Origin of the sequence: Flavobacterium foetidum (assembly GCF_004634245.1) — a bacterium.
Lineage (GTDB): Bacteria > Bacteroidota > Bacteroidia > Flavobacteriales > Flavobacteriaceae > Flavobacterium > Flavobacterium foetidum.
Map to the genome: position 1 here is coordinate 19,634 of NZ_SJTF01000023.1, position 23,978 is coordinate 43,611.

The window sequence follows — 23,978 nt, forward strand, 5'->3', positions numbered from 1 at the left end:
ATTTTCAAATAGACGAAGAGCAAAAGAGAATCGATAAAGGCAAGCTTAGAACCGATAGACTTTTTCAAAATATTAAACAACTGTTTAATTTTTATCTTATCGGCTCTAAAATGCTTTTTACAGACTCTAAATCCGTTTTGGGCGATTGCCTAAAAATTATATTCGAATAAAATGTAATATTGCCTTTAAAAAAAGAAAATCATAATGTTTACAACCATTTTTAGACCTTATTTATTTGCTGGATTGCATATTCTCAGCTGGGTATTATTGGGCTTTATTATGTTGTTTTATATGCCATTAACATGGAATGTAATTCTCCCTAGCATATTTTGGCTTTGGCAGATTATTTTATTGCTCTTGTTAATTGTCATTTTTTATTCGAATTCAAAAATAATAGTACCCAGAACCATTTTTAAAGACAATACATCGCCTTTCTTAATTTGGGCTCTTATTGCCGTTTTTGCAATGCAGCTGATTGCATATTTTTATACATCGCAAACCGATCTTCATAATAAAATAAGTCTGATTCTTGGGTTCAAAAAATACAGAAATCCATATTTTGACAATTACGTCTTGATGCTCACGTTGTTGGTTTTAGGAATTAGCACCAGTTGGGCAATGTTGCAGTACTGGCAGAAAGCCGCACAGCATAAACAAAAATTGGAGCAGGATAAAACAATGGCCGAACTGGCAATGCTAAAGGCACAGATTAATCCGCATTTTTTCTTTAACTCCTTAAACAGTATTTACTCGCTTACTTATACTGATATCGAAGATTCTAGAAACGCGTTGCATACCTTAAGTCGTATGATGCGCTATTTGCTTTACAGCACCGAAGGCGAAAGAACAACCTTGCTGAAAGAAGTCGAATTCCTGAAGGATTTTATTGCCTTAATGAAGCTTCGCGCCAACAGCAAATTGACTATTACAACAGAAATCCCTGAAAAACTGAACGATTACCCAATTGTTCCGATGTTATTATTACCTTTAGTAGAAAATGCGTTTAAACACGGTGTTCATGCCACTGATAAAAGCGAAATTTTTATCAAACTTAGTCAAAATGATACTGATTTGGAGTTTGAAGTCGAAAATACATTCTTTGAAAAAACAACCGTTCAAGATGTTGGAGGTATTGGTTTGACTAATACCAGAAGAAGATTACACCTTATTTATCCGAACAGTCATTTTATGACATTTGGCATTACCGAGGATGGAAAATATAGAGTAAAACTGAAAATAACTTTAGAGCAATGACCATATTAAAATGTATAGCAGTCGATGATGAACCATTAGCTTTAAAGCTAGTCGAAACATTTATACATCAAACTCCTTTTTTAGAATTAATAGGAAGTTGTGATAATGGCGTAGAAGCGATGAGCGTTATACGCGAAAAACAGCCCGACTTAGTCTTTTTAGATATCAACATGCCTAATCTAACGGGAATGGAACTTGCAAGACTTTTGCAAGACCAGTCTGGACCTCTTCCTAAAATTGTTTTTACAACGGCTTATAACCATTATGCAATTGAAGGGTATCGTGTGAATGCGGTCGATTATCTTTTAAAACCTTTTAGTTACGAAGAATTTCTGCGCGCTTCTAATAAAGTTTTACAAATACATGAAGAAGGCAAAAACGGATTTCAAAATATTGCCGCCGATGACGAGTTCATCTTTCTAAAAGTCGAATACCAGTGGGTTCGCATTTCACTTAAAGACATTTGTTATATCGAAAGCTTGAAAGATTACGTAAAAGTGCATTTGGAAGATTCACCAAAATCTCTGCTGTCGCTTATTTCCTTAAAAGCTTTAGAAGAAAAACTGCCTTCATCAAAGTTCATGCGCGTGCATCGTTCTTTTATTGTTGCATTAGATAAAATTAGTGCCATCAGCAAAAACTCCATTTTTATCGATAAAATTGAAATTACGGTTGGCGAACAGTATAAAGAAGCCTTTAAAATCATGGTGGATAAATGGCTTAAATAACATTTTGAATTATAAAAAACATGGAAAAAAAATCTAACAAATATTACTTGACTTTAAGTCTCAAGGAATATGCAAACGGAGAAACCGAACCTGCAAAAGAACTCGGAATCCAATTTGACAATCACGATGAAATTTTCGGAATTATTGAACGAATCAATGAGAAGAACATCTTCGAAGATCAATCTGAAGCAGTTCAATTTGCATTGGGATTGAAATTATTCAGCGAAATCAAATTAAAACACAGAAAAAACCCTCTTTTTGAAGAACTAAATGAAGTTTTTCCTGTGTTTATGAAAAAATTAAAAAGCTTGTAGTTCAGTAAACTGCAAGCTTTTTTTTATCTTCATCTCCTAAAATAACGCTCCAAAAAACCAAAAGCTATGGATAAAATCAACAAAGAAGACATCAGTCAGGAAGTATTTGATTTGTATGATGATTATGCACACAATAAAATAAACAGAAGGCAATTTGTAGAAAAACTTTCCATTTTTGCCGTTGGTGCAATTACATTGCCTTCTCTTTTGAGCTTCATGACGCCTAATTATGTCGACTCGATTCTGGTACAACCGACAGATCCGAGAATAAAAACTGGATATATCAATTATGATTCTCCCAAAGGTGGCGGAAGCATAAAAGGACTTTTATCGCAGCCTTCTGAAAATCGAAAGAAATTACCCGGAATTATTGTGGTTCATGAAAACCGCGGTCTGAATCCGTATATTGAAGATGTGGGAAGAAGAGCTGCTCTCGAAGGTTTTATTACACTTGCCCCAGATGCACTGTCTCCTCTCGGAGGCTACCCCGGAAATGATGACGAAGGACGAGAAATGCAAAAGAAACGCAGCCGAGAAGAGATGCTTGAAGATTTTATTGCGGCATACGAATATCTAAAATCTCATAAAGACTGCAACGGCTATATCGGTGTCGTCGGTTTTTGTTTTGGAGGATGGATTTCTAATATGATGGCTGTAAAAATAACAGATCTAAAGGCAGCAGTTCCGTATTATGGAGGACAGCCTTCAAAAGAAGATGCCGCAAAAATCAAGACACCACTACTACTCCATTATGCTGGTTTAGATACACGAGTAAATGACGGATGGCCGGCGTTTCAGGAAGTGCTCAATCTAAATAAAATAGAAAATACGGCATACTTCTATCCAAATGTCAATCATGGTTTTCATAACAATACAACTCCAAGATACGACGAAGCCGCCGCAACTTTATCTTGGAAAAGAACCATCGATTTTTTTAAAGAAAAGCTGAAGAAATAGCTTTCTAAGTTGTTTTTCTAAAAAAAATGCAATCCTAAAAACTCCTTTAAATATAGGGGTTATACGTGATTTCACTTTTTGAATTACGACTAAAGCAAAAAAAATTTCATTTTTTACGGCAATAATTTGTAGCTATTTTCCGTTACATTTTAGCATGCACCACTAAATGCTTTTCCAAAAGAAATTTAATTTCTATTGAAATTTATGATTTTTTGTATGCTTAAGCATTTAGGCATTTCTAAATTGAAAATAAAAAAGAAACTCCATAGGATTCGAATTGGTGATTTCTAATAAATAATATTCTTTTTCGAAGTGTTCGGTAATGCACGAAATTATTTTTTAACCATAAAAATGAAAGCATTATGATAATCAAAAAAAGTATTTTTCTATTCGTCGCACTTGCAGCTTTTAGCAGTTGTTCAAATAATGATTCAGACGACGATGTTAATGTTGGCCCGACAGGTCCTCCAGTCGAGACCAAACCCGCAAACACAACTTACCAGCCCGCTTTTTCGGGACAGACACGCGCAGGAAGCATTCAGACCACCACTGAATACGAATCTAAAATTATTACCAACGGCTTAAGCGCTCCTTGGGGAGTTGCCTATCTTCCTGACGGACGTTTATTGGTTACTGAAAAAGGAGGCTCCATGAAAATTGTGACTCAGGCAGGCGTTGTAGGTCCAGCCATAACCGGAATTCCAACTGTTAATCCAGCCGACCAAGGCGGTTTATTAGGACTTTGCCTGGATCCTGCTTTTGAGACCAACAGAATGATTTACTGGGTATTTTCTGAAGTTGTTTCAGGCGGAAATATTACCGCTGTAGCAAAAGGAAGATTGGCAAACAACGATGCTTCTATAGAAAATGCTACTGTAATTTATCGCTCGAATACGCCAAATTCGAGTACATTGCATTATGGAGGCCGAGTTCTGTTTGACAAAACAGGAAATCTTTTTGTAAGCATTGGCGAGCGCTCCGTATTACAGACTCGTCCGTTAGCACAAGCGGTTAATAGCAGTTTAGGAAAAGTTATACGCATTACAACTAGTGGTCAAGCTGCATCTGGAAATCCAACTTTTAGCGGATCTGGAGCTTTACCAGAACTTTACACAATCGGTCACAGAAATCCACAGGGACTGGCTATTCACCCAACAACGGGAGAACTTTGGGAAAGTGAGCACGGTCCAAGAGGTGGCGACGAAATCAACAGAATCAAAGCCGGAACCAATTACGGTTGGCCAACAATTACGTACGGAATTGAATATGGCGGTGCAAAAATTGGTGACGGAATTACACAGAAAGAAGGCATGGAACAACCCGTATACTATTGGGATCCTGTAGTTTCTCCTAGCGGTATGACATTTTACGCAGGAAAACGTATTCCAGAATGGCAGAATAATCTTTTTATAGGTTCGCTTAGTGGCACGCATATTGTACGTTTAGCTTTTAAAGACAATAAAGTGGCCGGAGAAGAAAGATTACTAGCCGGAGAAGGACAAAGGTTTAGAGATATTACTCAAGGAAAAGATGAAGCATTATACGCCGTTACCGATCAAGGAAGACTTTATCGCATCGATAAAAAGTAAACTTGTTCATTATATTAGCCAAAAAACGCCCTGTAATGGGGCGTTTTGTATTTTATGAAAGTTTGGATTTTGTTTCAGGTTTCAGGTTAACACAACGGAATAAAACTTGAACCTGAAACTTGAAACAAAAAAATTAAGCTTTTGCTTTTCTTTTTACGGTACAGCCGATTTCTTTCGTTTGAGTAACGGCTGGTTTTTGACCGCTTTTCAAAGAGGCGATAACTTCTTCTGCATACTTTGTTTTCTGCGGATTGTTACCTTCAGGATCATTATCGATTGCTCCTACATATTCCACAACATTCCCTTTTGCAGTTTTAGAAACAATAAAGATATGTGGTGTACGTTTTGCACCATATTGATCTGTAATTTTTTGCCCTGGATCAAACAAATATGGGAAAGGATATTTTTTGTCTTTTGCCAAATCCTGCATCTTTGCGAAGGTATCAGCAGTAGATGCCTCTGGATCATTTGGATTAATTGCAATTACAGGATAGCCTTGTGGTCTGAATTTTTTATCTAAATCGATAATGCGCTGTTCGTAGCCTATTGCATAAGGGCAGGTGTTACAGGTAAAAACTACAATATAGCCTTTTGCATTTGGAAAACTTCCAAAAGACACTTCCTTATTGTCTACGTTTTTCAGTTTGAAGTCGGGTGCAGCATCGCCTGCTTTTAATGTTGTCCCAGTTTGCGCCTGAGCCAAAAAGGCAGAAAGTGCCAATGCCAGTAATAAGATTATTTTTTTCATGGTTTACAGTTTTTTATATTCAGTTAATAATTGTTCGTACGTAAATTCACTTTCAACAAATTTTCGCTTGTCATTTTTAATAAAAAGTGTTGCAGGGATACTGCCTGACCAACTTGGGTCGATTCTGTCAATAAACTCTTGCGGATTGCTTTCATTCAATAAAAAAACTTCATTCTTTAAGTTTTTTCGCTTCACAAACGGAATTACATTAGAAGTCAATTTTGATTTAAAATCTAAACTTACTAGTAAAACAGCGAGTTTATCTTTTTTATGTTCAGCTCCCAATTTTTCAAAATGCGGCAGTTCTTTTATGCAAGGCGCACACCACGTTGCCCAGAAATTAACCACGTAGGTACTATCTTTTCCATTTTTGATTCTTTCATTAAGCTGATTGATATCTAAAAGCTTAACGTTTTGATTGTATCCTTTTACGGAAAAAAGCAGCAAAAGAAAGAAAGAGATTTTTAAAAGTTTATTTCTCATAAGTTCTAAGACTCTTAAAATTAATTTGTTTCCTACAAATATAAACTAATGACAAATTATATTTTGTTAATAATGATTCTTTTTTGAGGTACTAAGGTACTAAGTTGCTAAGATTTATAAATCGTTCCTACGGAACTTCATATTTTTTTTCAATATTTTTCAACGGATTAAAATCCGTTGCTACAAAATGAAACATTCCTACGGAATTCTGGACGTTGCATTTTAAAGAGTCTTATACAAACATAATATAAGAACCATCGGTTCGAATTGCTTTGTAGCGCTGGATTTCAATCCAGCGTAAAGAAAATGCATCGAAACAAAGAGAGTGCTACAAAATGAAACATTCCTACGGAATTCTGGATGTTGTATTTCAAAGAATCGTATACAAGCATAATATGAAAGAACCATTGGTTCGAATTATTTTGTAGCGCTGGATTTCAATCCAGCGTAAAGAAAATGCATCGAAACAGAGAGCCGTAGGTTCGGTACATTTTTAATATACATGTTTCGCCCAACGGATGAAAATCCGTTTCCGCAAAATGGAACAGTCATACGGAATTCTGGATTTTGCATTTTAAAGAGTCTTATACAAACATAATATAAGAACCATAGGTTCGAATTATTTTGTAGCGCTGGATTTCAATCCAGCGTAAAGAAAATGCATCGAAACAAAGAGCCGTAGGTTCGGTACATTTTTAATCTACATGTTTCGCCCAACGGATTAAAATCCGTTGCTACAAAATGGAACATTCCAATGGAATTCTGGATTTTGTATTTCAAAGAATCTTATACAAACATAATATAAAGAACCATAGGTTCGAATTATTTTGTAGCGCTGGATTTTAATCCAGCTTAAAAGAAAAAACACATCGAAAGAGAGAGCCGTAGGTTCGGTCATTTTTAATCCACATGTTTCACCCAACGGATTAAAATCCGTTGCTACAAAATGCAATATTCCTATGGAATTCTGGATTTTGCATTTTAAAGAATCTTATACAAGCATGATATGAAAGAACCATCGGTTCGAATTATTTTGTAGCGCTGGATTTCAATCCAGCGTAAAGAAAATGCATCGAAACAGAGAGCCGTAGGTTCGGTACATTTTTAATCTACATGTTCGCCCAATGGATTAAAATCCGTTGCTATAAAATGGAACATTCCTATGGAATTCTGGATTTTGTATTTCAAAGAATCTTATACAAACATAATATAAAGAACCATCGGTTCGAATTATTTTGTAGCGCTGGATTTCAATCCAGCGTAAGAAAATGCATCGAAACAGAGAGCCGTAGGTTCGGTACATTTTTAATCTACATGTTCGCCCAACGGATTAAAATTCGTTGCTACAAAACGGAACATTCCTATGGAATTCTGGATGTTTTATTTTAAAGAATCTTATACAAACATATAAAAGAACCATCGGTTCGAATTGTTTTGTAGCGCTGGATTCATATTGCTTCGTATAAAATGAAAATTGGCTAATAAATTAGCACAGTCAAATACTCCAAATAAATTTGAAATGGTTTCGAGATATTTCGTTACAATAACTCTACTCTAAAAGGATAGGTAAAATCTGCCGTAAAATTAGGTCGTTCAATAGACGGCTTAATGAGAAATTCAAAAGTAGGTTCCATGTCTTCAATCTTTTTTATTTCTCCTGAAACAGTTTTTATTTCTGTGGATTGCTTTGTTAAACCTGCCAAGATCGAAACATTGTAAAACCCATTGGGAAGTTCGATAGATGCATGTTTGTATTTCTTTAGCAAATCAACAGTGCCTTTGGTAAAATCTCTTAAATACGGAATGGTGTACAAATAAATTCTTCCGTTGACCACCGTAAGGCAGTAGCCATCTTGCTTATGCTGCAGTTGATTTTCTGGTTTTAACAATTCAGGAGTTTCGTCTGAGAGATTAAAATAAATCGTATACGGATGATTTTCTACGCCAATCATCGGTACCATTATGCCTTCTTGTACAACTTGATCTCCGGTTTCTTCGGTCGTGAATTCCGTTAGTAAATCATCTGGCAAATCATTTTCGATTTTATACTGCATCAAACAATCGACATCTCCCAGAATAAAATAATCCATCAAGTCATTTAAAACTTCTTCGAATTTATACAACATCATTTTTATTTGCTTTTAAGATTGTCCCCAATGGAAACTGCAGTTATCAAAATTACGTGCTTTCAAATCTTTCTTATCAATTAAGACGCTAAAAACGCCTTCGTCGTTAAAACCATTTTCACCTATTTGCAGCAATACGACTTTATCAGAATTAACCACATCCAATATCTGCTGCTCCTGTGCCTGGCAATGCGTAAAAATGCCGAAGACTTTTGAGGTTTCGCTCCCGGCGAAGAAATCCCACAAAACACCGTCTTCATTGGCGTCTTCCTCTTCGTATTCATCTTCTGGATCACGGTATCGGTCTGAAAGTTTTTCTATTGACACAAAAGCTTCTTTTATCAAAACTCCCTCAAAAAAATTATCATCATGGTCTTTTACAACTCTCACAAGATCGCTGTTGTCAACATCTGCATAAGCCACAAGCCCCCTATCTTCGATGATATCTGCAAAAAAGAATAGATGTCCCGTTTTGGGCAGCAATCCAGATTTGTCATGAGGTGCGATTTGTTTAAGGTCCAGCTGCGCCGCAAAGCGAAGGTCTTCCGGATATTGAAAATCTTTTGGAAGATCGGCAATCGGTCCGCCATAACGAGAATGTCCAAGGGGAATCTCCAATGTTTCTGCCTTTACCAACAGCCCGTCTTTTAAGAGAATATCCGGCATTTTTAGACTGTCTCCATAATAATGTTTGGTTGCGGGGCGTAATTCTATAATTTCAAAAATATCTTTTATCATTAACTGTGAGTTTATAAGTTCCTCTTTGCGGAACATTTTTAATTAATTTCTAAATTTCAAAAGGATGCTTTTCCAATAAAAGACCACTAATTTCCTCTAATCTTTGTTTGTAAGCTGCTTTTAATACCTCGGTGATTTCATCTTCTGTTTCGTAAACTTCATCCGGTTGTTTATTAAGATAGGCGAATTGAAGCCATTTCTCGAAATTCAATCCTAAATCAGTAAAGTTTTGAATACTCATTTCTTCCTGATTGTGATCGTAGAAATAGACTTTGTTTTTATTGTCAAACAACCAAAAATCGCCTTGTCCGTTTTGGGCAAAAAACCAGAAGCTTTCTATTGTCTCTTTTGTATTCTCAGACCAGTAATCGGGATTTGAAAACTCTTTTGTTTCATTGAAAGATTTAACGCTGTCGAACACAATGCATTCTGATGAAATTTCAATGGTTTTGATTTGAGTGACAATGTCTTTATATAATTCAGGAAAAGGAAAAGAAACCGATTTTGGAAAATTTCTTATTGATTGTTTATTAGTTAAAAGCTTTTCTTTTATGTTTCGAATAGACAGAATTGTAAACATCTTTTCTTCTTTAAATTAATCCTCTTCGTCATCATCATCAAAATCCTCATCATCATACGAAAGATACGACCAATCAATTTCGATTACATCCAAAATGTCATCAAAACGGTTTTGATCACTTGTCCCGATAAAAGCGGCGGTACAATTGTTATTTTTATCGAATGACAAACTGATTACATCATAAAAATCATCGGTGTATACTTTTTGATTATCTCTACTGATTTCGGGTACTAAAGTCCATTTTTCACGAACTAGCTTTACAATTTCGGAATCTATTTCTCCTATAAAATTCCCGTTGTATCGCAGTCCTCCAAAAGTTCCGTTATAAATTGCCATCATTAAAAAGAAATCTTCAGTTGTCTGATTTTCAACTTCCCAATCTGATTTTTCAATTGTGTCATAATTTCCATAAACAGGCGGATTTTTTAGTTTTAAATCTTCTTTTTTGATTCCCCAAATGGCAACGTTTTGATTTTCTTCATATATAACCAAAAAATCATCTTCAGAAAATCCGATTTCATTTTCAGGCTTCAATAATCGATTATAGGTGTAATTAAGATTTTCTTCTTGACCTAATTCCAAATAGTATTCTTTAAGCTTTGCTGGGAGAGCAGTTTCCAAATTCTTTTCAAGTCTAAGAATTTCGTCCTCCGAAAATCCGTAGTTTTCATTTTCAGACAAGTTATAAAGGCGTTTAATCTTTTGAATATAATTCATTTTGGCTTTCCAAGTTTTATTTAAATGTGAAAATACACAATTTCTTGTAAGATTGCAATTACTTTAAAACTGATAATTTCAAATTGCTTTAAAAACCTTATGACCATTCTCAGAATCCAGACTGCATAATCGATTACTTTACCGTAGTCATGTTTTTGTGACTAATTGACTTTTACTGCATTTAAAAAGATCTTTGCAAAAAGACTAGCGTAAAATTTAAACCATGAAAATACTACCGCTATTATTAATCCTGATTTGCAGTATAAGCTGTCAATCGCAAACGAACATCAAAATGAGTCAAGAGAAAACAAATCCGCTATTGTGCGATCCCGTTGCTGGAACATGCGAAATGCCTTCTGGTGAGAAATCAAATGAAAATGTTACGATCAAATCTGAAAACAAGCCGGTTAAAATAGTTTATTATACCGATCCTATATGTTCTTCCTGCTGGGGAATCGAACCGCAACTCCGAAAACTAAAACTAGAATACGGCGATTATTTTGAAATCGAGTATCGAATGGGAGGTTTATTGCCAGACTGGAGCTACAACAGCGGCGGCATCAGCAAACCGTCTGATGTAGCACATCACTGGGATGAGGCAAGCCTTCATTATGATATGCCTATTGATGGCGCTGTATGGTTAGAAGATCCTTTAGATTCTTCATATCCATCTTGTATTGCTATGAAAGCGGCTCAGATTCAAAGCGATGATAAGGCTGTAAAATTTATGCGAATTCTTCGTGAAAAGCTTTATTTGGAAAAAAAGAATATTGCAAAATGGGAAAATATTGCCGAAGCAGCAAAACTGACAGGTTTAAACGTTCAAAAACTAAAAACCGATTATGAGGGTGATGCTAAAAGACTTTTCGAAACAGATTTAAAACTCGGAAAATCATTGGGAGTTAGAGGGTTTCCAACTTTATTCTTCTCCGACGGAAATAACAATCAATTAACGGTTTACGGCTCAAAACCCTTTGCAGCTTATGAAAATGCATTATTAGCCCTTTTTCCAGACGCCAAAAAGAAAAACAATCTGTTTGCAAATCCGTTGTCTCTTTTTACCATTTACCCAACCTTGGCGGCAAAGGAATATGCAGTAATTTTAGATATTACGACTCTTCAGGCAAAAGACATTCTGGAAAAATTATCTAAAGAAGGGAAACTGAATAAAAAGACTATCAAAAACGGTTGTCTTTATTCGATAAAATAAACTAGGTCGGAACATTATTATTTGAAATTTCGTTTAAAATCAAATCAGCAACAGCATCTATCGCCTGATTGACAATTTCTTCTGGAGATCCTTTGAATTCAAATCTCTCTGCAATTTCTTTTGCAGGAAAAACGATATGAATAAATATTGTTCCGACTGGCTTAGTTTCAGTTTCGCTTCCTCCGGGAGTTGTCAGTCCGGTTAAGGCCACACAGATATCAGATGACACGTAGCGATAGAAGTTTCTTGCCATTAATTTGGTCACAATCGCAGATTCTGCTGTATATTTTTGTATAGTTCCTTGTGGTATCGATAGTAAATCTTCTTTCATAGAAGTATGATAACACACTACTCCTCCAATTAAAATTGCGCCTGAATTTATAACTGTCGAAAATTCATAGCTCATTTTTCCTGCCGATGCACTTTCGACAAAGGCGATTGTCATATTTCTACTAATGAGTTCGTTACAACATTTGGTAACTCTTTCTGAAGCCATAAACGATAATATTTGAATTTATTCAAAAGTAAAATCTAGAAAAATTCTGTACTTACAATATCTTGCAGAAAAATTATATTATAAGCAACTGATAATTATAGAAATACAGATTTTATTTGTGTAAGGATGACCTTTTAGCAATCTGGTAACTTTGTAAAACATGCTTATTTAAACAAAATAAACTAAAAAGATAAAGTTATGAAAAATCCAAATAATCAAGATTACGGACAATTTGATCCGGATTTTATAGACCAAAATACGCTTATAGACGGAACTAATTCTTATGAAGATCAATATAAGCAAGATCTGCAAACACAAGACGATAGAGAATTTGGAGAAAGCGATCCCGACTATATTGATCAAAATACATTGATTGATAATGATAACTACGCTAGAGATGAAGATCCTTATCAATATCAGGAAGAGTTTATAGAAGATCCTCAACATCCACAGGGCGACTTTGAAAAAAACGCTACTATCAGATCCGAAAACATTCCGAATCAGGAACGTGTTGTAAATGAAGATGATGCCATTACGAATGACGGTACAGAAAATGATTTGAACGATGATTATGATCCTGATTTAGATTCAGAAAATGATGTAGATAGAGACGAAGATTTTGACCATAATGACGAACCTGAAGATCTTGACGATTTTGAGGCAGAACATTATCCTGAAAATCATCCGAGAGAGTAAAGAATTGGAAGTAAGGAATGGAAATTCTAACTCAAATCATATGGCTTTTTGTTCTTGCTGTTCCTATAGCTTGTATTAGCTGGACAGTAACGCATGAGGAAATTTTTAGAGAGCCACACGAATGGTGTGTAAAACGTTCCAAATTCGACAGACATATTCTTTCGAGAAAGTTCTTTTACCTTTTTACCTGCGAATACTGTTTCAGCCATTATATAACTATATTTTTTATACTGCTGACCGATTATAAACTTTTGTTAAACGATTGGCGAGGTTATATTTTGGCAGGCTTTTCGCTGGTTTTTATGGCAAATATCTACATGAGTCTTTTTGCTTTGTTACGACAAGCCATCAAAAAAGAAAAAGTAGAAATTGAAAAAATAGAAAACGAAACAGAAAACGATAAAAAGTAATTGTAATTAAGTATAACTAAGTAAATTAACAAACATGGAAAATTTAAATTTCATTGACCCATTGTTACACGGAATCAATCCTATTAACAACAATCAATTAAACCTTTCTGCTAAACAGCTTGCATGTGCGGGAGTCGGAAGCCTTATTGCCGCGGCTGTACTAAAAAAAACAGGACATACAAAATCTAGCGCTTTCGTAGGAAGTCTAGCATTACCACTACTAGCTTCTGCATTGTATAAAAAATATGCAGCAAATGCCAAAGAAAAGAGAGATGCTAACAGCACAAGCGGTATTGAATACAATCACTAATGTTATGGTTTTATTCACAAAAAAGCACTTCAGTCAAAAACTGAAGTGCTTTTTTAATTGGAATCGACTTAACGCAATCTCTGACTTACGAAATATTGCCTTCAACCCAATTTAATGCTTTGTTGAATTCTGCTTTCTTATATCCTCTAAATTCACCTGGAACGATATAACTGAAACCGTTTGTAAAAGATATAATTTCTTCGGTATCGGTTATAATTGCAGCACGGTTCCATTTTCCTAAATGCTTCAGTCCAAGTAGCGCATCCTGTAGCCACGCTCCAGCAGTAAAATTTTTAATATCGGTATCTAAAACCAATAAAAAATTGATTTCATTAGTTTGCTTAACCAGATGCTCGACTGCAGGAACAACTGCGGTTAGAAAATCTTCTTTAGTAACTTCTGCCAATGCTCTAAAGGCAACAATATTATCTGTTGTATCAATTTGATGTATCATGATTATTTTGCTTTTTTGAATTAAATTATTTTTTTTATCATCCTGAAAGACAACAATTAAAGTCTTAAAAATGCATATCAAATATACAACAAACAGGTAGTTAAATCTTACATTTATATGTTTGATTTTTATATTCTTTCCTTCTTTTTTTAAACCGCAAAGTCAAATATTTTTAACAGTGTTACGCAAAGGGCGCAAAACTTAAACATATAATCTTTTATGCTTTTGAATGGCTCGTCTTTGCTAGATATAAAATTTTCGTAGACCTTAGCGCACATTGCGGATAATTTCCCCAGTTTTCAAATCGACTGAAAAATTATCAGCTGGAACTTCGTGCATGAATTTATTGAAGATTATCAGAAATAGTTTTATCTGTTTCTGTAGAGAGGTATCTTTTGAAAAATCTATTGAGCCTTCTAAAAATAGGTTTGACAGCACTTTATATTCTTTTGCTCTTTGAGTTCCAACATCGGCAAGAGCCAACTCATCTGCGCTTCTAAAACGATAAAAATCAATTAAAAGGTCATTTCCTGTCCAATTGAAACCTTCCTTTTTTAGATTGTTTTGTCTTAGAATTTGTTCTGATTTCATTTCGGCATCATTCCATTCTCTTTGAAACTGATCTTTGTTTTTAAGAATCACATCAAAATCCTTATCTGCTTTTATATTTGCCAAAACCAATAAATCTTTGGCGGAAACATTCAGAATAAAATCTTTAAAAGCAGAAGGCCAATCATCTCTTAGAAAACGCAGACGAACTAATTCTCTTAAATGGAAATCGGTAAAATCATGATAACTTTTGGTTTTGAGGATATCGATATTCCAAATATCTTTATCATTCTGGCTTTTCAAAAAATCATATTCCATTTTGTATAAATCAAAAAGTTCATCAAATCTCGGAACATCATCAATAGTTATGGTTTGAATATCTATAAGGTTGTCTTTTTGAATCGTCAATAATTTATATGCCGGAATATAAGCTGCCAACGAAGGCGTTTGCACATTAACCAAAGTATTGCCTTTTGGGGTTGTACGAACACCTGTATCGTTAATATGCATATGACCGCCAAAATGAATCTTCAATCCAGCATCGGCAAAAACCTGTGCTACTTCCTCGACCGGAACACGGTTTAGCTGCCATTTATTCGGTCCTAAAAGCTCTTTTATCTCCGCAGAAGCGTCATCGTTAAAATCAATCATAGGAAAATGACTGAAAGCGACTAATGTTTTGCCGTGAAGTTTGGCCGCTGCCGAAATATCCTGGACCCATTTTATAAGATGCTTTTTGTTGGTAAGCACATTATTGTAGCCTGTACTTGCTTCAGAATAACTTTTGGAATCGTGAGAATCGTTAGCGTTTTTCTTCGGAATATAGACGTTTCCGTCAATTGCCATCAACCAAAGTCCGTCAATTGGCTCTACAACGTAACTAACGTCTGGAACTTCAAATCCTGGAGCTACCTCATAAATTCTGTTTTTTAAAAGCGAGGCTATAAGTGCTTTTTTGTATTTGTAGTTTTGCCTAGTATATGTCGAAAAAGGAGTTGCCCAGAATTTATAGCTTTTATTGGGATAAAAACCAAAATTTTTAAGTTCATCTGTTATGCCTAAATAACCCATTTTAGCAATATCGGCTGTTATGACAACTGGCTGTTCGATATTCATGTTAGGCTTATACATGCCGTCTTTGCTAAAAATGGGTTGGCTTTTTCCTTCTTTTCCTAAAAAATCTTCTTTACCCGATTCCTGGGCAAATGGTCCTACAGGATCATGATTTCCAGTAGTTATAAAAAATTCAATACCATATTTCTTCTGATATTGGTCTAATATTTCCCTTAATCCCCGCAGGTGTAACGGCTGGCCGTCATCTGTATAATCGCCTGGAAGTGCCACATATTTGATCTTTCTTTTGGCTATATCATCCAGAGCTGCGATGAAGGCAAAATAATTCTCATTGAAAATTCTCGTTGAGTGCAACTGCGAGGCCATCGTTCTTATTAACGCATATTTACCGGTTTTGGTATTCAAAACACCTTTAAAATCATTATCCGAAAAATGACCAAACAAGTCCTGAAGATGCACATCTGATAGAAATGCGACCTGTGTTCCGTTTAAATTTCTTGTTTTTTGAGCATAAAGGGCACCATTAAAAACAACAAAAAATGATACTATAAAAAGCGAAGTAAATTTTAGGTTCATAGAGTTTTAACTTTAATAAATCTAATGCTATTAGAAGCTTTCAGACTTTTAATCAGCAGCAATTTTATCGATTTAACTCTAGAATCAGTTTATGTTAGTGTTACGGAATAATAATCTTTAGCCCTTTGAGCGTAATTCGTATTTCTTTTATTCAACATATTGGCTTAAAATAATTCACTCAACGGGTTTCATCTTTATAACAGATTAGAAATGCAGCCATGGCAAAGTTTTTAGTTTTGACAAAGTCATTTATCAGTACAAATCAAGTTTTTTACGTAATTCTTCATATGAACTAAAAAGCTCTGCTCCTTCTTCTTCTAAATCTTCGTTATTGAAACCGTTTGCAAAGCCAAAGACTTTAAAGCCACCGCTTACGCCAGCCTTTACCCCTGCTTTGCTGTCTTCTAGAACAATGCAGTCTTTTACGTCAAAACCCATTTCTTGAGCCGCATGAAGAAATATTCCTGGTTCTGGTTTCCAGCTTCCGATTTGATACGAACTGAATATTTTATTCTCGAATTTATCCAGCAATCCTGCTACTTCGAGGTTGAGACGAATTTTTTCCTCCGGACCGCTAGAAGCCACACAAAATGGAATTTTCAATTTTTCGATAAAATCGACAACTCCTTCCATTGGTTTAACTTGTGTTTTAAACGCTTTGAAGCTTTTTGTGCGATATTCGGCTTCAAATGTTTCAGGCAATTTCTGATTGATTGCTTCCTCGATATGACGGAAACAATCTTTTAGATTCCGACCATTAAAATGACGATAGGCATCTTCAAGTTCCATTTCGAATCCGTGTTCTTGAGCCATTGCCAGCAATATTCCGTTACCGATTTTTTCGGTATCTACCAATACTCCATCACAATCGAAAATAATACATTTAACCATTTTTGTTGATTTACATTTTAATTAACCAGATTTAGACAAATTTACATCTAAGCTGATTTAATAGAATTGAAAAAAAAAAAAAATTTCAACCACCGGGTTTGATTATAATTTGCCCAGCTCAAAAAGAGTGGAATCGTAAATTACGAAAAAAAATCTATTCTATAATTAAACTTTACAATCTCACTTTTTAGCATTCTGAACAAAATTACTCAATTCCGTACTTTCATTTTCATTTTTGATTTGTACTTTTATAAATGCTATCAACCAATTGTAGAAATTAAAAAAAGTTGCATTTTGAAAAAAAATCTTTTGATTATTGCTGTTCTTATGGCAGGCTCTGTTGCATTTTCTCAGAGTAAAATCATTACCGTTACCAACACACTGCCTGTAAAAAGAGAATTTGAAACGATAGAGCTCACTAAAAAATCTATTGGTTTTTCTTCTCAAATCAGACTCGAAGATTATGGTGTAAAAGACGTTGAAACTAATACTTTCCTTACTACTCAGACCGTAGATAATGACGGCGACGGAAAAGCTGATGTATTATTATTCCAGCCTCAAATAAAAGCCTCCTCTCAGAAGGATTTCGAAATTGCTCCTTTTGTTCCTTCAGAAGATAAGAAAATCAATTGTTTTTCTCGCTTTGTTCCTGAGCGTACAGACGATTACGCATGGGAAAATGATAAAGTTGCTTTTAGAACTTACGGCCCTGTTGCACAAAAAATGGTAGAAGACAATATTCCTGGCGGTACGTTGACGAGCGGCATCGATGCTTGGCTCAAAAAGGTCGATTATCCTATTATTGATAAATGGTACGCCAAAACAGTTTCGGGAGCAGGAAGTTATCATAAAGATACAGGAGAAGGCCTAGACAATTTTCACGTAGGCGACAGCCGTGGCGTGGGCGGAATTGCCGTAAAAGCAGCTGGAGAATATTATTTCTCTAAAAACTTCATTAGCTGGAAAACTATTACCAACGGACCAATCAGAACAAGTTTTGTACTAACTTATGCCGATTGGGATGCAAAAGGAAATAAAATAACCGAATCAAAAATTATCAGTTTGGATTACGGAAGTCATCTTTCAAAATTTGAAATCAATATTACCGGAACAAAAGAAATCGCTGCCGGATTGACACTTCATGATAAAAAAGGCACAACAGAAACCAATATAAAAGAAGGCTGGTTAAGCTATTGGGAGCCTATAGATGATTCTGAAATCGGATTGGGCTTAGTCGCTCCAAAAAATACTTTACTAAGTTTTGACAATCACATTACCGATAAAAAAGATTTAAGCAATTTGTACGGAATTGTTGCCGTTAAAAAGAACAAAGCTATTTACTATGCTGGTTTTGGATGGAAAACTCAAGGATACTTCACCACTAAAAAATTATGGGAAAATTACTTGAGCTCTTTTGCAGAAAAGATTAATAATCCTTTGGTTGTAAAGATTAAGCAATAAGTTTCTTTATGTTGCTAAGGCGCTGAAACATCGAGATTTTTATGTTAATTATACCTGACAGATTTTAAACCTGTCAGGTGTAATTGATAATCCCTACTTCCTCAGCGGAAAATAATTTTCTTTTACAATAATCTCAAGCGGAATGTATTGTGTATGGTCAGTTTCTTCCTGAAGGACTAATTTTTTATACAAATAATTAATTCCTAGATAACCTTGTCTTTCGGGTCTTTGATTGATTAAAAAATCTATTGTTCCCTTATTAAGATAATCAATGTTTTCATTCAGCAAATCATAACCTATAACCCGCAAACCTTTGATATTGTTTTCTTCCAAAAATTGAGCAACGATGTAAGCCCTTGAATTGGGAACAAAAATACTGTTGATTCCAGAAAACATTTCTACATTCATTTGGTCTATTCCCGAATCTTTGATAGTAATCTCAGAAAATTTAAAATTAGTAAGTTCCTGATGGTCTTTAAAATAAGAATAGAAACCATTTATTCTCTGGAGATAAACAGAAGTACTTTCGATTTCGCGTGCTATTTTAAAAATAAGAACTTGTCTTTCATTTTTTTCGGCAAAACTAATCAGTCTTCCTGCCAAATAACCGCTCTGAAAAGCATCTTGCCCCACATAAGCATGATCGCTGCTTTTAATATCTGAATCAATCATTACCACCGGAACATTCTTTTTTTCAAACTCTTTTAGAAAACGAACCGACTCTTCGTAAAAAATAGGCGCAAACAAAAGAGCATCACACTCATATTCAATCACTTCTTTTATAGCTTCCTTAAATGAGGCAGCATTAAAATCATAAAAGAAATAATCGAGCATGATGCCAAATTTACTGTACTCTTCTTCGGCTTCCATAATTCCTTCTATCTGGCTTCTCCAATACTCTAGATTCTCATAATGAGGCAAAAAAACGGCAAAACGAAACTTCCTATTCAGAGCCAAATTACTGGCTAGAATATTTCTTTTGTAGCCATGTTCTTCTATAATGGCATTTACCTTATCTACGGTCTCCTGTGCAACCTGTCCTCTATTATGGATTATCCTGTCTACTGTTCCTGCCGAAACACCTGCTAAAGCTGCAATTTGTTTGATTGTTATAATGGCAATTCTATTTTTAATTTGAAAAATATAACATTTACAGACATTTATTTTACACCTAAAAAGTTGTTTTGCTTAACTTTTTATTTACATTTGTAACTGTCCGTGTGCGTACACGCAAAATTAAGCATATGTTTCTAAACTATCATGATTTTGCATAAATTTATTTTGATGCACAACAGAAGCTGCTATTTCATAGTGAAAACAATTGATAGATTATAAAAATTAAAAAATTAACTAATTCAACCTATAATGATAATAGATTCTATACAAAATGCGTCAAAATACTTCGGGCTTCATCCCAAATTTCAGAAAGCTTTTGAGTATGTAAACCAAACCGATATTGTCGGACTTGAAGCGGGTGTGATTGAAATCTGCGAAGGCTTAAAACTGATTGTAATACATGGAGACGGAAACTCAAGAGAAGAGAGCATTAAAGGATTTGAATGCCATGATAAAAATATTGACATTCAGATTTCGATACAAGGACCTGAAACTTTTGCCTGGAAGCCAAGAGAAAAATGCGTAAAACCGAATGGCGATTACAGCGATGAAAAAGACGTTCGCTTTTTTCACGATAAACCAGATATGTTTTTTGAACTGCAGGAAAAACAATTTGCCATTTTATTTCCAGAAGATGTTCACGCGGCTATGATTGGCGAAGGTTTTATCAAAAAACTTGTTTTTAAGGTTAAAATCTAAAAAAATATTTGAAGATCTAAATTCTGATATTTACAAAAGTGTTTCAGTTGTGCACCGTGACTTTTGTCCAAATTTCAATTAAAAATTTAAATAGTAAACTAAACCATAACCATACTTTATTTCTCAAATCGAATTTGGAATTTAAGGTATTGAAAATTAAAAATTAAATGGATTCAATATTCAATCTAAAAGGAAAAATAGCGCTGATTACTGGAGGTGCTGGAGTTTTAGGAAGCCGATTTGCAAATGTTCTGGCACAACAGGGCGTTATTGTCGGAATCGTTTCTCAGTCGCTTGAAAAAGCCGAAAGCACTGTAAAAACTCTTGAAGCAAATGGCGGAAAAGGATTTGCGGTTCAGGCCAATGTTTTAAACAAAGAAGAAGTAGAAAAAGCAAGAGATTTTATTGTGGAGCAATACGGACGTCTTGATATTTTGATTAATGCCGCAGGAGGAAATATGCCTGGAGCAACGATTCAGCCAGATCAGGCCGTTTATGACATGAAAAGCGATGACCTGCAAAAAGTAATCGATTTGAACATCATCGGAACCATGCTTCCAACTCAGGTTTTTGCAGAACTTTTTGCTAAACAAAAAGCTGGAAATATCATCAACATATCGTCAGCATCAGCCCAAAGGCCTTTAACTCGAGTAGTTGGTTATTCGGCTTCAAAAGCGGCTATTGACAACTTTACACAATGGATGGCGGTTGAATTGGCTTCTAAATATGGCGAAGGAATTCGAGTAAATGCTATTTCTCCTGGCTTTTTTATCGGAGAGCAAAATCGTGCATTATTGCTAACTCCAGAAGGAAAATTGACTCCAAGAGGCGAGAAAATCATCGATCATACACCAATGGGAAGATTTGGAACTCCAGAAGATATCGACGGCGCTTTGTTATTCCTTTGCAGTGACATGTCAAAATTTGTGACGGGAACCATCTTAAAAGTAGACGGTGGATTTGCCGCTACAAGTATTTAAGATTTAGCAAAGTCTCTCCTGCAAGGTTTATAAAGCCTTGTAGGTATAACTATTTACAACAATAACTTTAAAATCAAACCTACAAGGTTTTATAAACCTTACAGGAAATAAAATCAATATTATAAACATGGAACAAACATTAAGATGGTTCGGACCAAATGATCCTGTTTCTTTACAAGATATTAAACAAACCGGAGCAACCGGAATTGTAACTGCTTTACACCATATTCCGAACGGAGAAGTTTGGAGCATCGATGAAATCATTAAACGAAAAGTTGAAATCGAACACGAAGACGGAGACCCTAAAAAAGGTGCTTCTGGTTTAACTTGGTCGGTGGTAGAAAGTATTCCGGTTCACGAAGATATTAAAAAACAGACTGGAAACTATCTTCAATACATTGAAAACTATAAAGAAAGCATTCGCAATCTAGCTCTTTGTGGCATTAAATGCGTTTGTTATAATTTCATGCCGGTTTTAGATTGGTCAAGAACTGATTTGTCTTATACGGTCGAAGACGGCTCAAAGGCATTGCGTTTTGACATTAATGCATTTGCGGCTTTTGAATTGTATATTTTGAAAAGACCAGGCGCAGAAAACGAATACTCTGAAGAACAGAAACAAAAAGCAAAAAGCTATTTTGAAGCCATGACTTCAGAAGATAAGGTAAAATTACAACAGAACATCCTTGCTGGACTTCCGGGTGCTGAAGAAGCTTACACCGTTGAAGATTTCTTAGTGACTTTAAGTGCCTACAACCATATTGACAGACAAGCTTTAAAAAACAATCTTTTTCATTTTCTAAAAGAAATTATTCCAGTTGCCGAGAGTAAAGGCGTTTTAATGGCGATTCATCCAGATGATCCCCCTTATCCAATTTTGGGACTACCAAGAGTGGTAAGTACAGAGGAAGATTTAGTAGAATTAATGAATGCCGCTCCTTCGCAGTCAAACGGATTTACAATGTGTACCGGCTCATACGGCGTTCGCGCCGATAATGATTTACCTGGAATGGTAAGACGTCACGGAGATAAAATGAATTTTATTCATTTAAGAAGTACTCAGAGAGATGAAGAAGGAAGTTTCTACGAAGCAAACCATCTTGAGGGCGATGTTGACATGTACGAAGTCGTAAAAGCCATTCTTGAAGTCGAAAAAAGAAACAACAGCCAATTGCCAATGCGTCCAGATCACGGACACCAGATGCTGGATGATTTAAAGAAAAAAACAAATCCTGGCTATTCTGCTATCGGCCGTCTGAGAGGTCTTGCAGAGTTACGCGGATTGGAAATAGGGATCAAGCGATCTTTATAAAGCCTATTGTCACAAAAGGCATTAAAACACAAAGCTTTTCTTTTTAAGCTTTGTGTTTTTTTTATCACAAAGTCATTGAGATGCGAAGTTTTTGCTTCATGAAGATTTTGCCGATTTGCCTTATACTAGAATCTGAATTAATCTGCTCTAATCAACAAAATCTGTATTAATAAAAACCTAAAAAAAATAAAATTTCATTGTCAAAACTGTTATCAATTCATTAACAAAAAACAATCTGCAAATTATATGATTTTTCTTCATTATTAACTTACTTTGTAGTTATTCTAAAAATTGTAATCCTATGAAAAAATTTTATTTAATGGCAGTTACTTTGTTTGCTGCTTTTACAGTGCAGGCACAAGACGTGGTTAAATTTGCACCGTTAGACAATAGCCCTGTGGATATTTCTTATTTCCCAAACAAAGCGGTTAAATTCAAAAAAACTGACAATCCAAATCCAGTTGTTAAAGTTATCTACGCAAGACCTTCTGTAAAAGGAAGAACTATTTTTGGAGACGTTGTAAAATTTGGCGAAATTTGGAGAGTTGGCGCTAATGAAAATACAGAAATCAAATTCTACAAAGACGTAACAATTGGCGGTAAAAAAGTTCCTGCTGGATATTACAGTTTATTTGCTATTCCAGAAAAAGACAAATGGACTATTATCATCAATAAAGAATTGGATTTATGGGGTGGTTATGCTTATGACCAAAGCAAAGATGTTGTTAGAGTTTCTGTTCCTGTTAAAAATGTTTCTGATGTTATTGAAGCTTTATCTATTGCTTTTACAACACAAGGAAATATCGCAAATTTAGTTATTGGATGGGATAAGACAACTGTCGAATTGCCTATTACGGTTAAATAATTTTAGTGAAATAAGGCCATCAAGGCACAAAGTCGCAAAGTTTTTTTAAGCTTTGCGACTTTTTTTTGCCACGAATTGCACTAATTTCCGCTAATTTTTTTCTTATAAACCCGTGCCAATTTGGTGCAATTCGTGGCTAAGAAAACCCTTTTAATCTCGTAAATCTGTGGCTAAATAGTAAGCCACGAATCACCCTAATTTCCACTAATTTTTCCTATAAATTCGTGCCAATTGGTGTAATTCGTGGCTAAAAAATCATTTTAATGTCTTAAATCTGTGGCTAAATAGTAAGCCTCGAATTACACTAATTTCCACTAATTTTTCCTATAAATTCGTGGCAATTAGTGTAATTCGTGGCTAAAAAAATCTTTTAATCTCGTAAATCTGTGGCTAAATAGTAAGCCACGAATTACACAAATTTCCACTAATTTTTCCTGTAAATTCGTGCCAATTGGTGTAATTCGTGGCTAAGAAAACCCTTTTAATCTCGTAAATCTGTGGTAAATAGTAAGCCACGAATTACACTAATTTCCACTAATTTTTCCTATAAATTCGTGCCAATTTGTGCAATTCGTGGCTAAGAAAACCCTTTTAATCTCGTAAATCTGTGGTAAATAGTAAGCCACGAATTACACTAATTTCCAC

At 35.0% G+C, this 23,978-nt stretch carries 25 protein-coding genes; 14 read left to right on the forward strand and 11 right to left on the reverse strand.

The window, feature by feature from the left end; genetic code table 11:
• Window positions 1-204: 204 nt before the first annotated feature.
• The 5 genes from E0W73_RS20775 (at window position 205) to E0W73_RS20795 (ending at window position 4,842) form a co-directional block, all read left to right on the forward strand.
• A complete protein-coding gene (locus E0W73_RS20775; RefSeq protein WP_135223967.1) occupies window positions 205-1,254 on the forward strand; it encodes a sensor histidine kinase in 1,050 nt (349 codons plus the stop codon).
• Window positions 1,251-1,982, forward strand: a complete 732-nt coding sequence (locus tag E0W73_RS20780; protein ID WP_135223968.1) for a LytR/AlgR family response regulator transcription factor — start codon at window positions 1,251-1,253, stop codon at window positions 1,980-1,982. Before E0W73_RS20775 ends, E0W73_RS20780 begins: the two co-directional genes overlap by 4 nt.
• 20 nt (window positions 1,983-2,002) lie before the next feature.
• Window positions 2,003-2,296: a DUF3861 domain-containing protein gene (locus E0W73_RS20785; protein WP_135223969.1), complete on the forward strand. Its 294-nt coding sequence runs from the start codon at window positions 2,003-2,005 to the stop codon at window positions 2,294-2,296.
• Between the two features lie 66 nt (window positions 2,297-2,362).
• Window positions 2,363-3,253, forward strand: coding sequence for a dienelactone hydrolase family protein (locus tag E0W73_RS20790; RefSeq protein ID WP_135223970.1), 891 nt, complete (start codon window positions 2,363-2,365; stop codon window positions 3,251-3,253).
• A gap of 362 nt (window positions 3,254-3,615) precedes the next feature.
• On the forward strand, window positions 3,616-4,842 hold the full coding sequence (locus E0W73_RS20795) for a PQQ-dependent sugar dehydrogenase (RefSeq protein ID WP_208730557.1): 1,227 nt from the start codon (window positions 3,616-3,618) through the stop codon (window positions 4,840-4,842).
• A 133-nt stretch (window positions 4,843-4,975) separates the two neighbouring features.
• Here the strand turns inward: E0W73_RS20795 and E0W73_RS20800 are convergent, their stop codons facing one another.
• The 6 genes from E0W73_RS20800 to E0W73_RS20825 form a co-directional block, all read right to left on the reverse strand.
• The gene (locus tag E0W73_RS20800) at window positions 4,976-5,590 is read right to left on the reverse strand and encodes a thioredoxin family protein (protein ID WP_135223971.1); all 615 of its coding nucleotides are present in this window, start codon (window positions 5,588-5,590) and stop codon (window positions 4,976-4,978) included.
• A 3-nt stretch (window positions 5,591-5,593) separates the two neighbouring features.
• Window positions 5,594-6,073, reverse strand: a complete 480-nt coding sequence (locus tag E0W73_RS20805; RefSeq protein WP_135223972.1) for a TlpA disulfide reductase family protein — start codon at window positions 6,071-6,073, stop codon at window positions 5,594-5,596.
• A 1,538-nt stretch (window positions 6,074-7,611) separates the two neighbouring features.
• Entirely contained in the window at window positions 7,612-8,202 is a 591-nt protein-coding gene (locus tag E0W73_RS20810; RefSeq protein ID WP_135223973.1) for a hypothetical protein, read from the reverse strand.
• 12 nt (window positions 8,203-8,214) lie between these two features.
• Window positions 8,215-8,937 carry a DUF1963 domain-containing protein gene (locus E0W73_RS20815; protein WP_135223974.1) on the reverse strand — a complete coding sequence of 241 codons (723 nt, stop codon included), beginning with the start codon at window positions 8,935-8,937 and terminating at the stop codon, window positions 8,215-8,217.
• A 49-nt stretch (window positions 8,938-8,986) separates the two neighbouring features.
• The gene (locus E0W73_RS20820; protein ID WP_135223975.1) at window positions 8,987-9,517 is read right to left on the reverse strand and encodes an SMI1/KNR4 family protein; all 531 of its coding nucleotides are present in this window, start codon (window positions 9,515-9,517) and stop codon (window positions 8,987-8,989) included.
• A 15-nt stretch (window positions 9,518-9,532) separates the two neighbouring features.
• Complete coding sequence (locus E0W73_RS20825; RefSeq protein ID WP_135223976.1) at window positions 9,533-10,234, reverse strand: SMI1/KNR4 family protein; 702 nt, start codon at window positions 10,232-10,234, stop codon at window positions 9,533-9,535.
• Window positions 10,235-10,526: 292 nt separating this feature from the next.
• On the opposite strand from E0W73_RS20825, the gene E0W73_RS20830 reads away from it, so the two are divergent.
• The gene (locus tag E0W73_RS20830; protein ID WP_135223991.1) at window positions 10,527-11,444 is read left to right on the forward strand and encodes a DsbA family protein; all 918 of its coding nucleotides are present in this window, start codon (window positions 10,527-10,529) and stop codon (window positions 11,442-11,444) included.
• Window position 11,445: 1 nt separating this feature from the next.
• Here E0W73_RS20830 and E0W73_RS20835 read toward each other — a convergent pair whose 3' ends face one another.
• On the reverse strand, window positions 11,446-11,940 hold the full coding sequence (locus E0W73_RS20835) for a CinA family protein (RefSeq protein ID WP_135223977.1): 495 nt from the start codon (window positions 11,938-11,940) through the stop codon (window positions 11,446-11,448).
• A 198-nt stretch (window positions 11,941-12,138) separates the two neighbouring features.
• Here E0W73_RS20835 and E0W73_RS20840 point away from each other — a divergent pair, with 198 nt between their 5' ends.
• Genes E0W73_RS20840 through E0W73_RS20850 form a run of 3 tightly spaced genes read left to right on the forward strand, consistent with a single transcriptional unit; the run spans window position 12,139 to window position 13,356 of the window.
• Entirely contained in the window at window positions 12,139-12,636 is a 498-nt protein-coding gene (locus tag E0W73_RS20840) for a hypothetical protein (protein WP_135223978.1), read from the forward strand.
• A gap of 17 nt (window positions 12,637-12,653) precedes the next feature.
• Window positions 12,654-13,046 (forward strand): hypothetical protein, encoded by a 393-nt coding sequence (locus tag E0W73_RS20845; RefSeq protein WP_135223979.1) that lies wholly within the window; start codon window positions 12,654-12,656, stop codon window positions 13,044-13,046.
• A gap of 34 nt (window positions 13,047-13,080) precedes the next feature.
• On the forward strand, window positions 13,081-13,356 hold the full coding sequence (locus E0W73_RS20850; protein WP_135223980.1) for a PrgI family protein: 276 nt from the start codon (window positions 13,081-13,083) through the stop codon (window positions 13,354-13,356).
• An 85-nt stretch (window positions 13,357-13,441) separates the two neighbouring features.
• On the opposite strand, the gene E0W73_RS20855 is transcribed toward E0W73_RS20850, so the two are convergent.
• The 3 genes from E0W73_RS20855 to E0W73_RS20865 form a co-directional block, all read right to left on the reverse strand.
• Window positions 13,442-13,810 carry a SpoIIAA family protein gene (locus tag E0W73_RS20855; protein ID WP_135223981.1) on the reverse strand — a complete coding sequence of 123 codons (369 nt, stop codon included), beginning with the start codon at window positions 13,808-13,810 and terminating at the stop codon, window positions 13,442-13,444.
• Between the two features lie 267 nt (window positions 13,811-14,077).
• On the reverse strand, window positions 14,078-16,009 hold the full coding sequence (locus tag E0W73_RS20860; RefSeq protein WP_135223982.1) for a metallophosphoesterase family protein: 1,932 nt from the start codon (window positions 16,007-16,009) through the stop codon (window positions 14,078-14,080).
• A 252-nt stretch (window positions 16,010-16,261) separates the two neighbouring features.
• The gene (locus E0W73_RS20865) at window positions 16,262-16,900 is read right to left on the reverse strand and encodes an HAD family hydrolase (protein WP_135223983.1); all 639 of its coding nucleotides are present in this window, start codon (window positions 16,898-16,900) and stop codon (window positions 16,262-16,264) included.
• A 294-nt stretch (window positions 16,901-17,194) separates the two neighbouring features.
• Between E0W73_RS20865 and E0W73_RS20870 the strand changes: the two genes are divergently transcribed.
• Window positions 17,195-18,361 (forward strand): DUF4861 family protein, encoded by a 1,167-nt coding sequence (locus tag E0W73_RS20870; protein ID WP_135223984.1) that lies wholly within the window; start codon window positions 17,195-17,197, stop codon window positions 18,359-18,361.
• Window positions 18,362-18,454: 93 nt separating this feature from the next.
• Here E0W73_RS20870 and E0W73_RS20875 read toward each other — a convergent pair whose 3' ends face one another.
• Entirely contained in the window at window positions 18,455-19,525 is a 1,071-nt protein-coding gene (locus E0W73_RS20875) for a LacI family DNA-binding transcriptional regulator (protein ID WP_317129340.1), read from the reverse strand.
• 201 nt (window positions 19,526-19,726) lie between these two features.
• On the opposite strand from E0W73_RS20875, the gene E0W73_RS20880 reads away from it, so the two are divergent.
• From E0W73_RS20880 to E0W73_RS20895, 4 genes are all read left to right on the forward strand, one after another.
• Window positions 19,727-20,176 (forward strand): YhcH/YjgK/YiaL family protein, encoded by a 450-nt coding sequence (locus tag E0W73_RS20880; protein WP_135223986.1) that lies wholly within the window; start codon window positions 19,727-19,729, stop codon window positions 20,174-20,176.
• A 167-nt stretch (window positions 20,177-20,343) separates the two neighbouring features.
• The gene (locus E0W73_RS20885; protein ID WP_135223987.1) at window positions 20,344-21,156 is read left to right on the forward strand and encodes an SDR family oxidoreductase; all 813 of its coding nucleotides are present in this window, start codon (window positions 20,344-20,346) and stop codon (window positions 21,154-21,156) included.
• Between the two features lie 127 nt (window positions 21,157-21,283).
• A complete protein-coding gene (gene uxuA / locus E0W73_RS20890; protein ID WP_135223988.1) occupies window positions 21,284-22,468 on the forward strand; it encodes a mannonate dehydratase in 1,185 nt (394 codons plus the stop codon).
• Window positions 22,469-22,769: 301 nt separating this feature from the next.
• The gene (locus tag E0W73_RS20895) at window positions 22,770-23,333 is read left to right on the forward strand and encodes a DUF2911 domain-containing protein (protein WP_135223989.1); all 564 of its coding nucleotides are present in this window, start codon (window positions 22,770-22,772) and stop codon (window positions 23,331-23,333) included.
• Window positions 23,334-23,978: the final 645 nt, after the last annotated feature.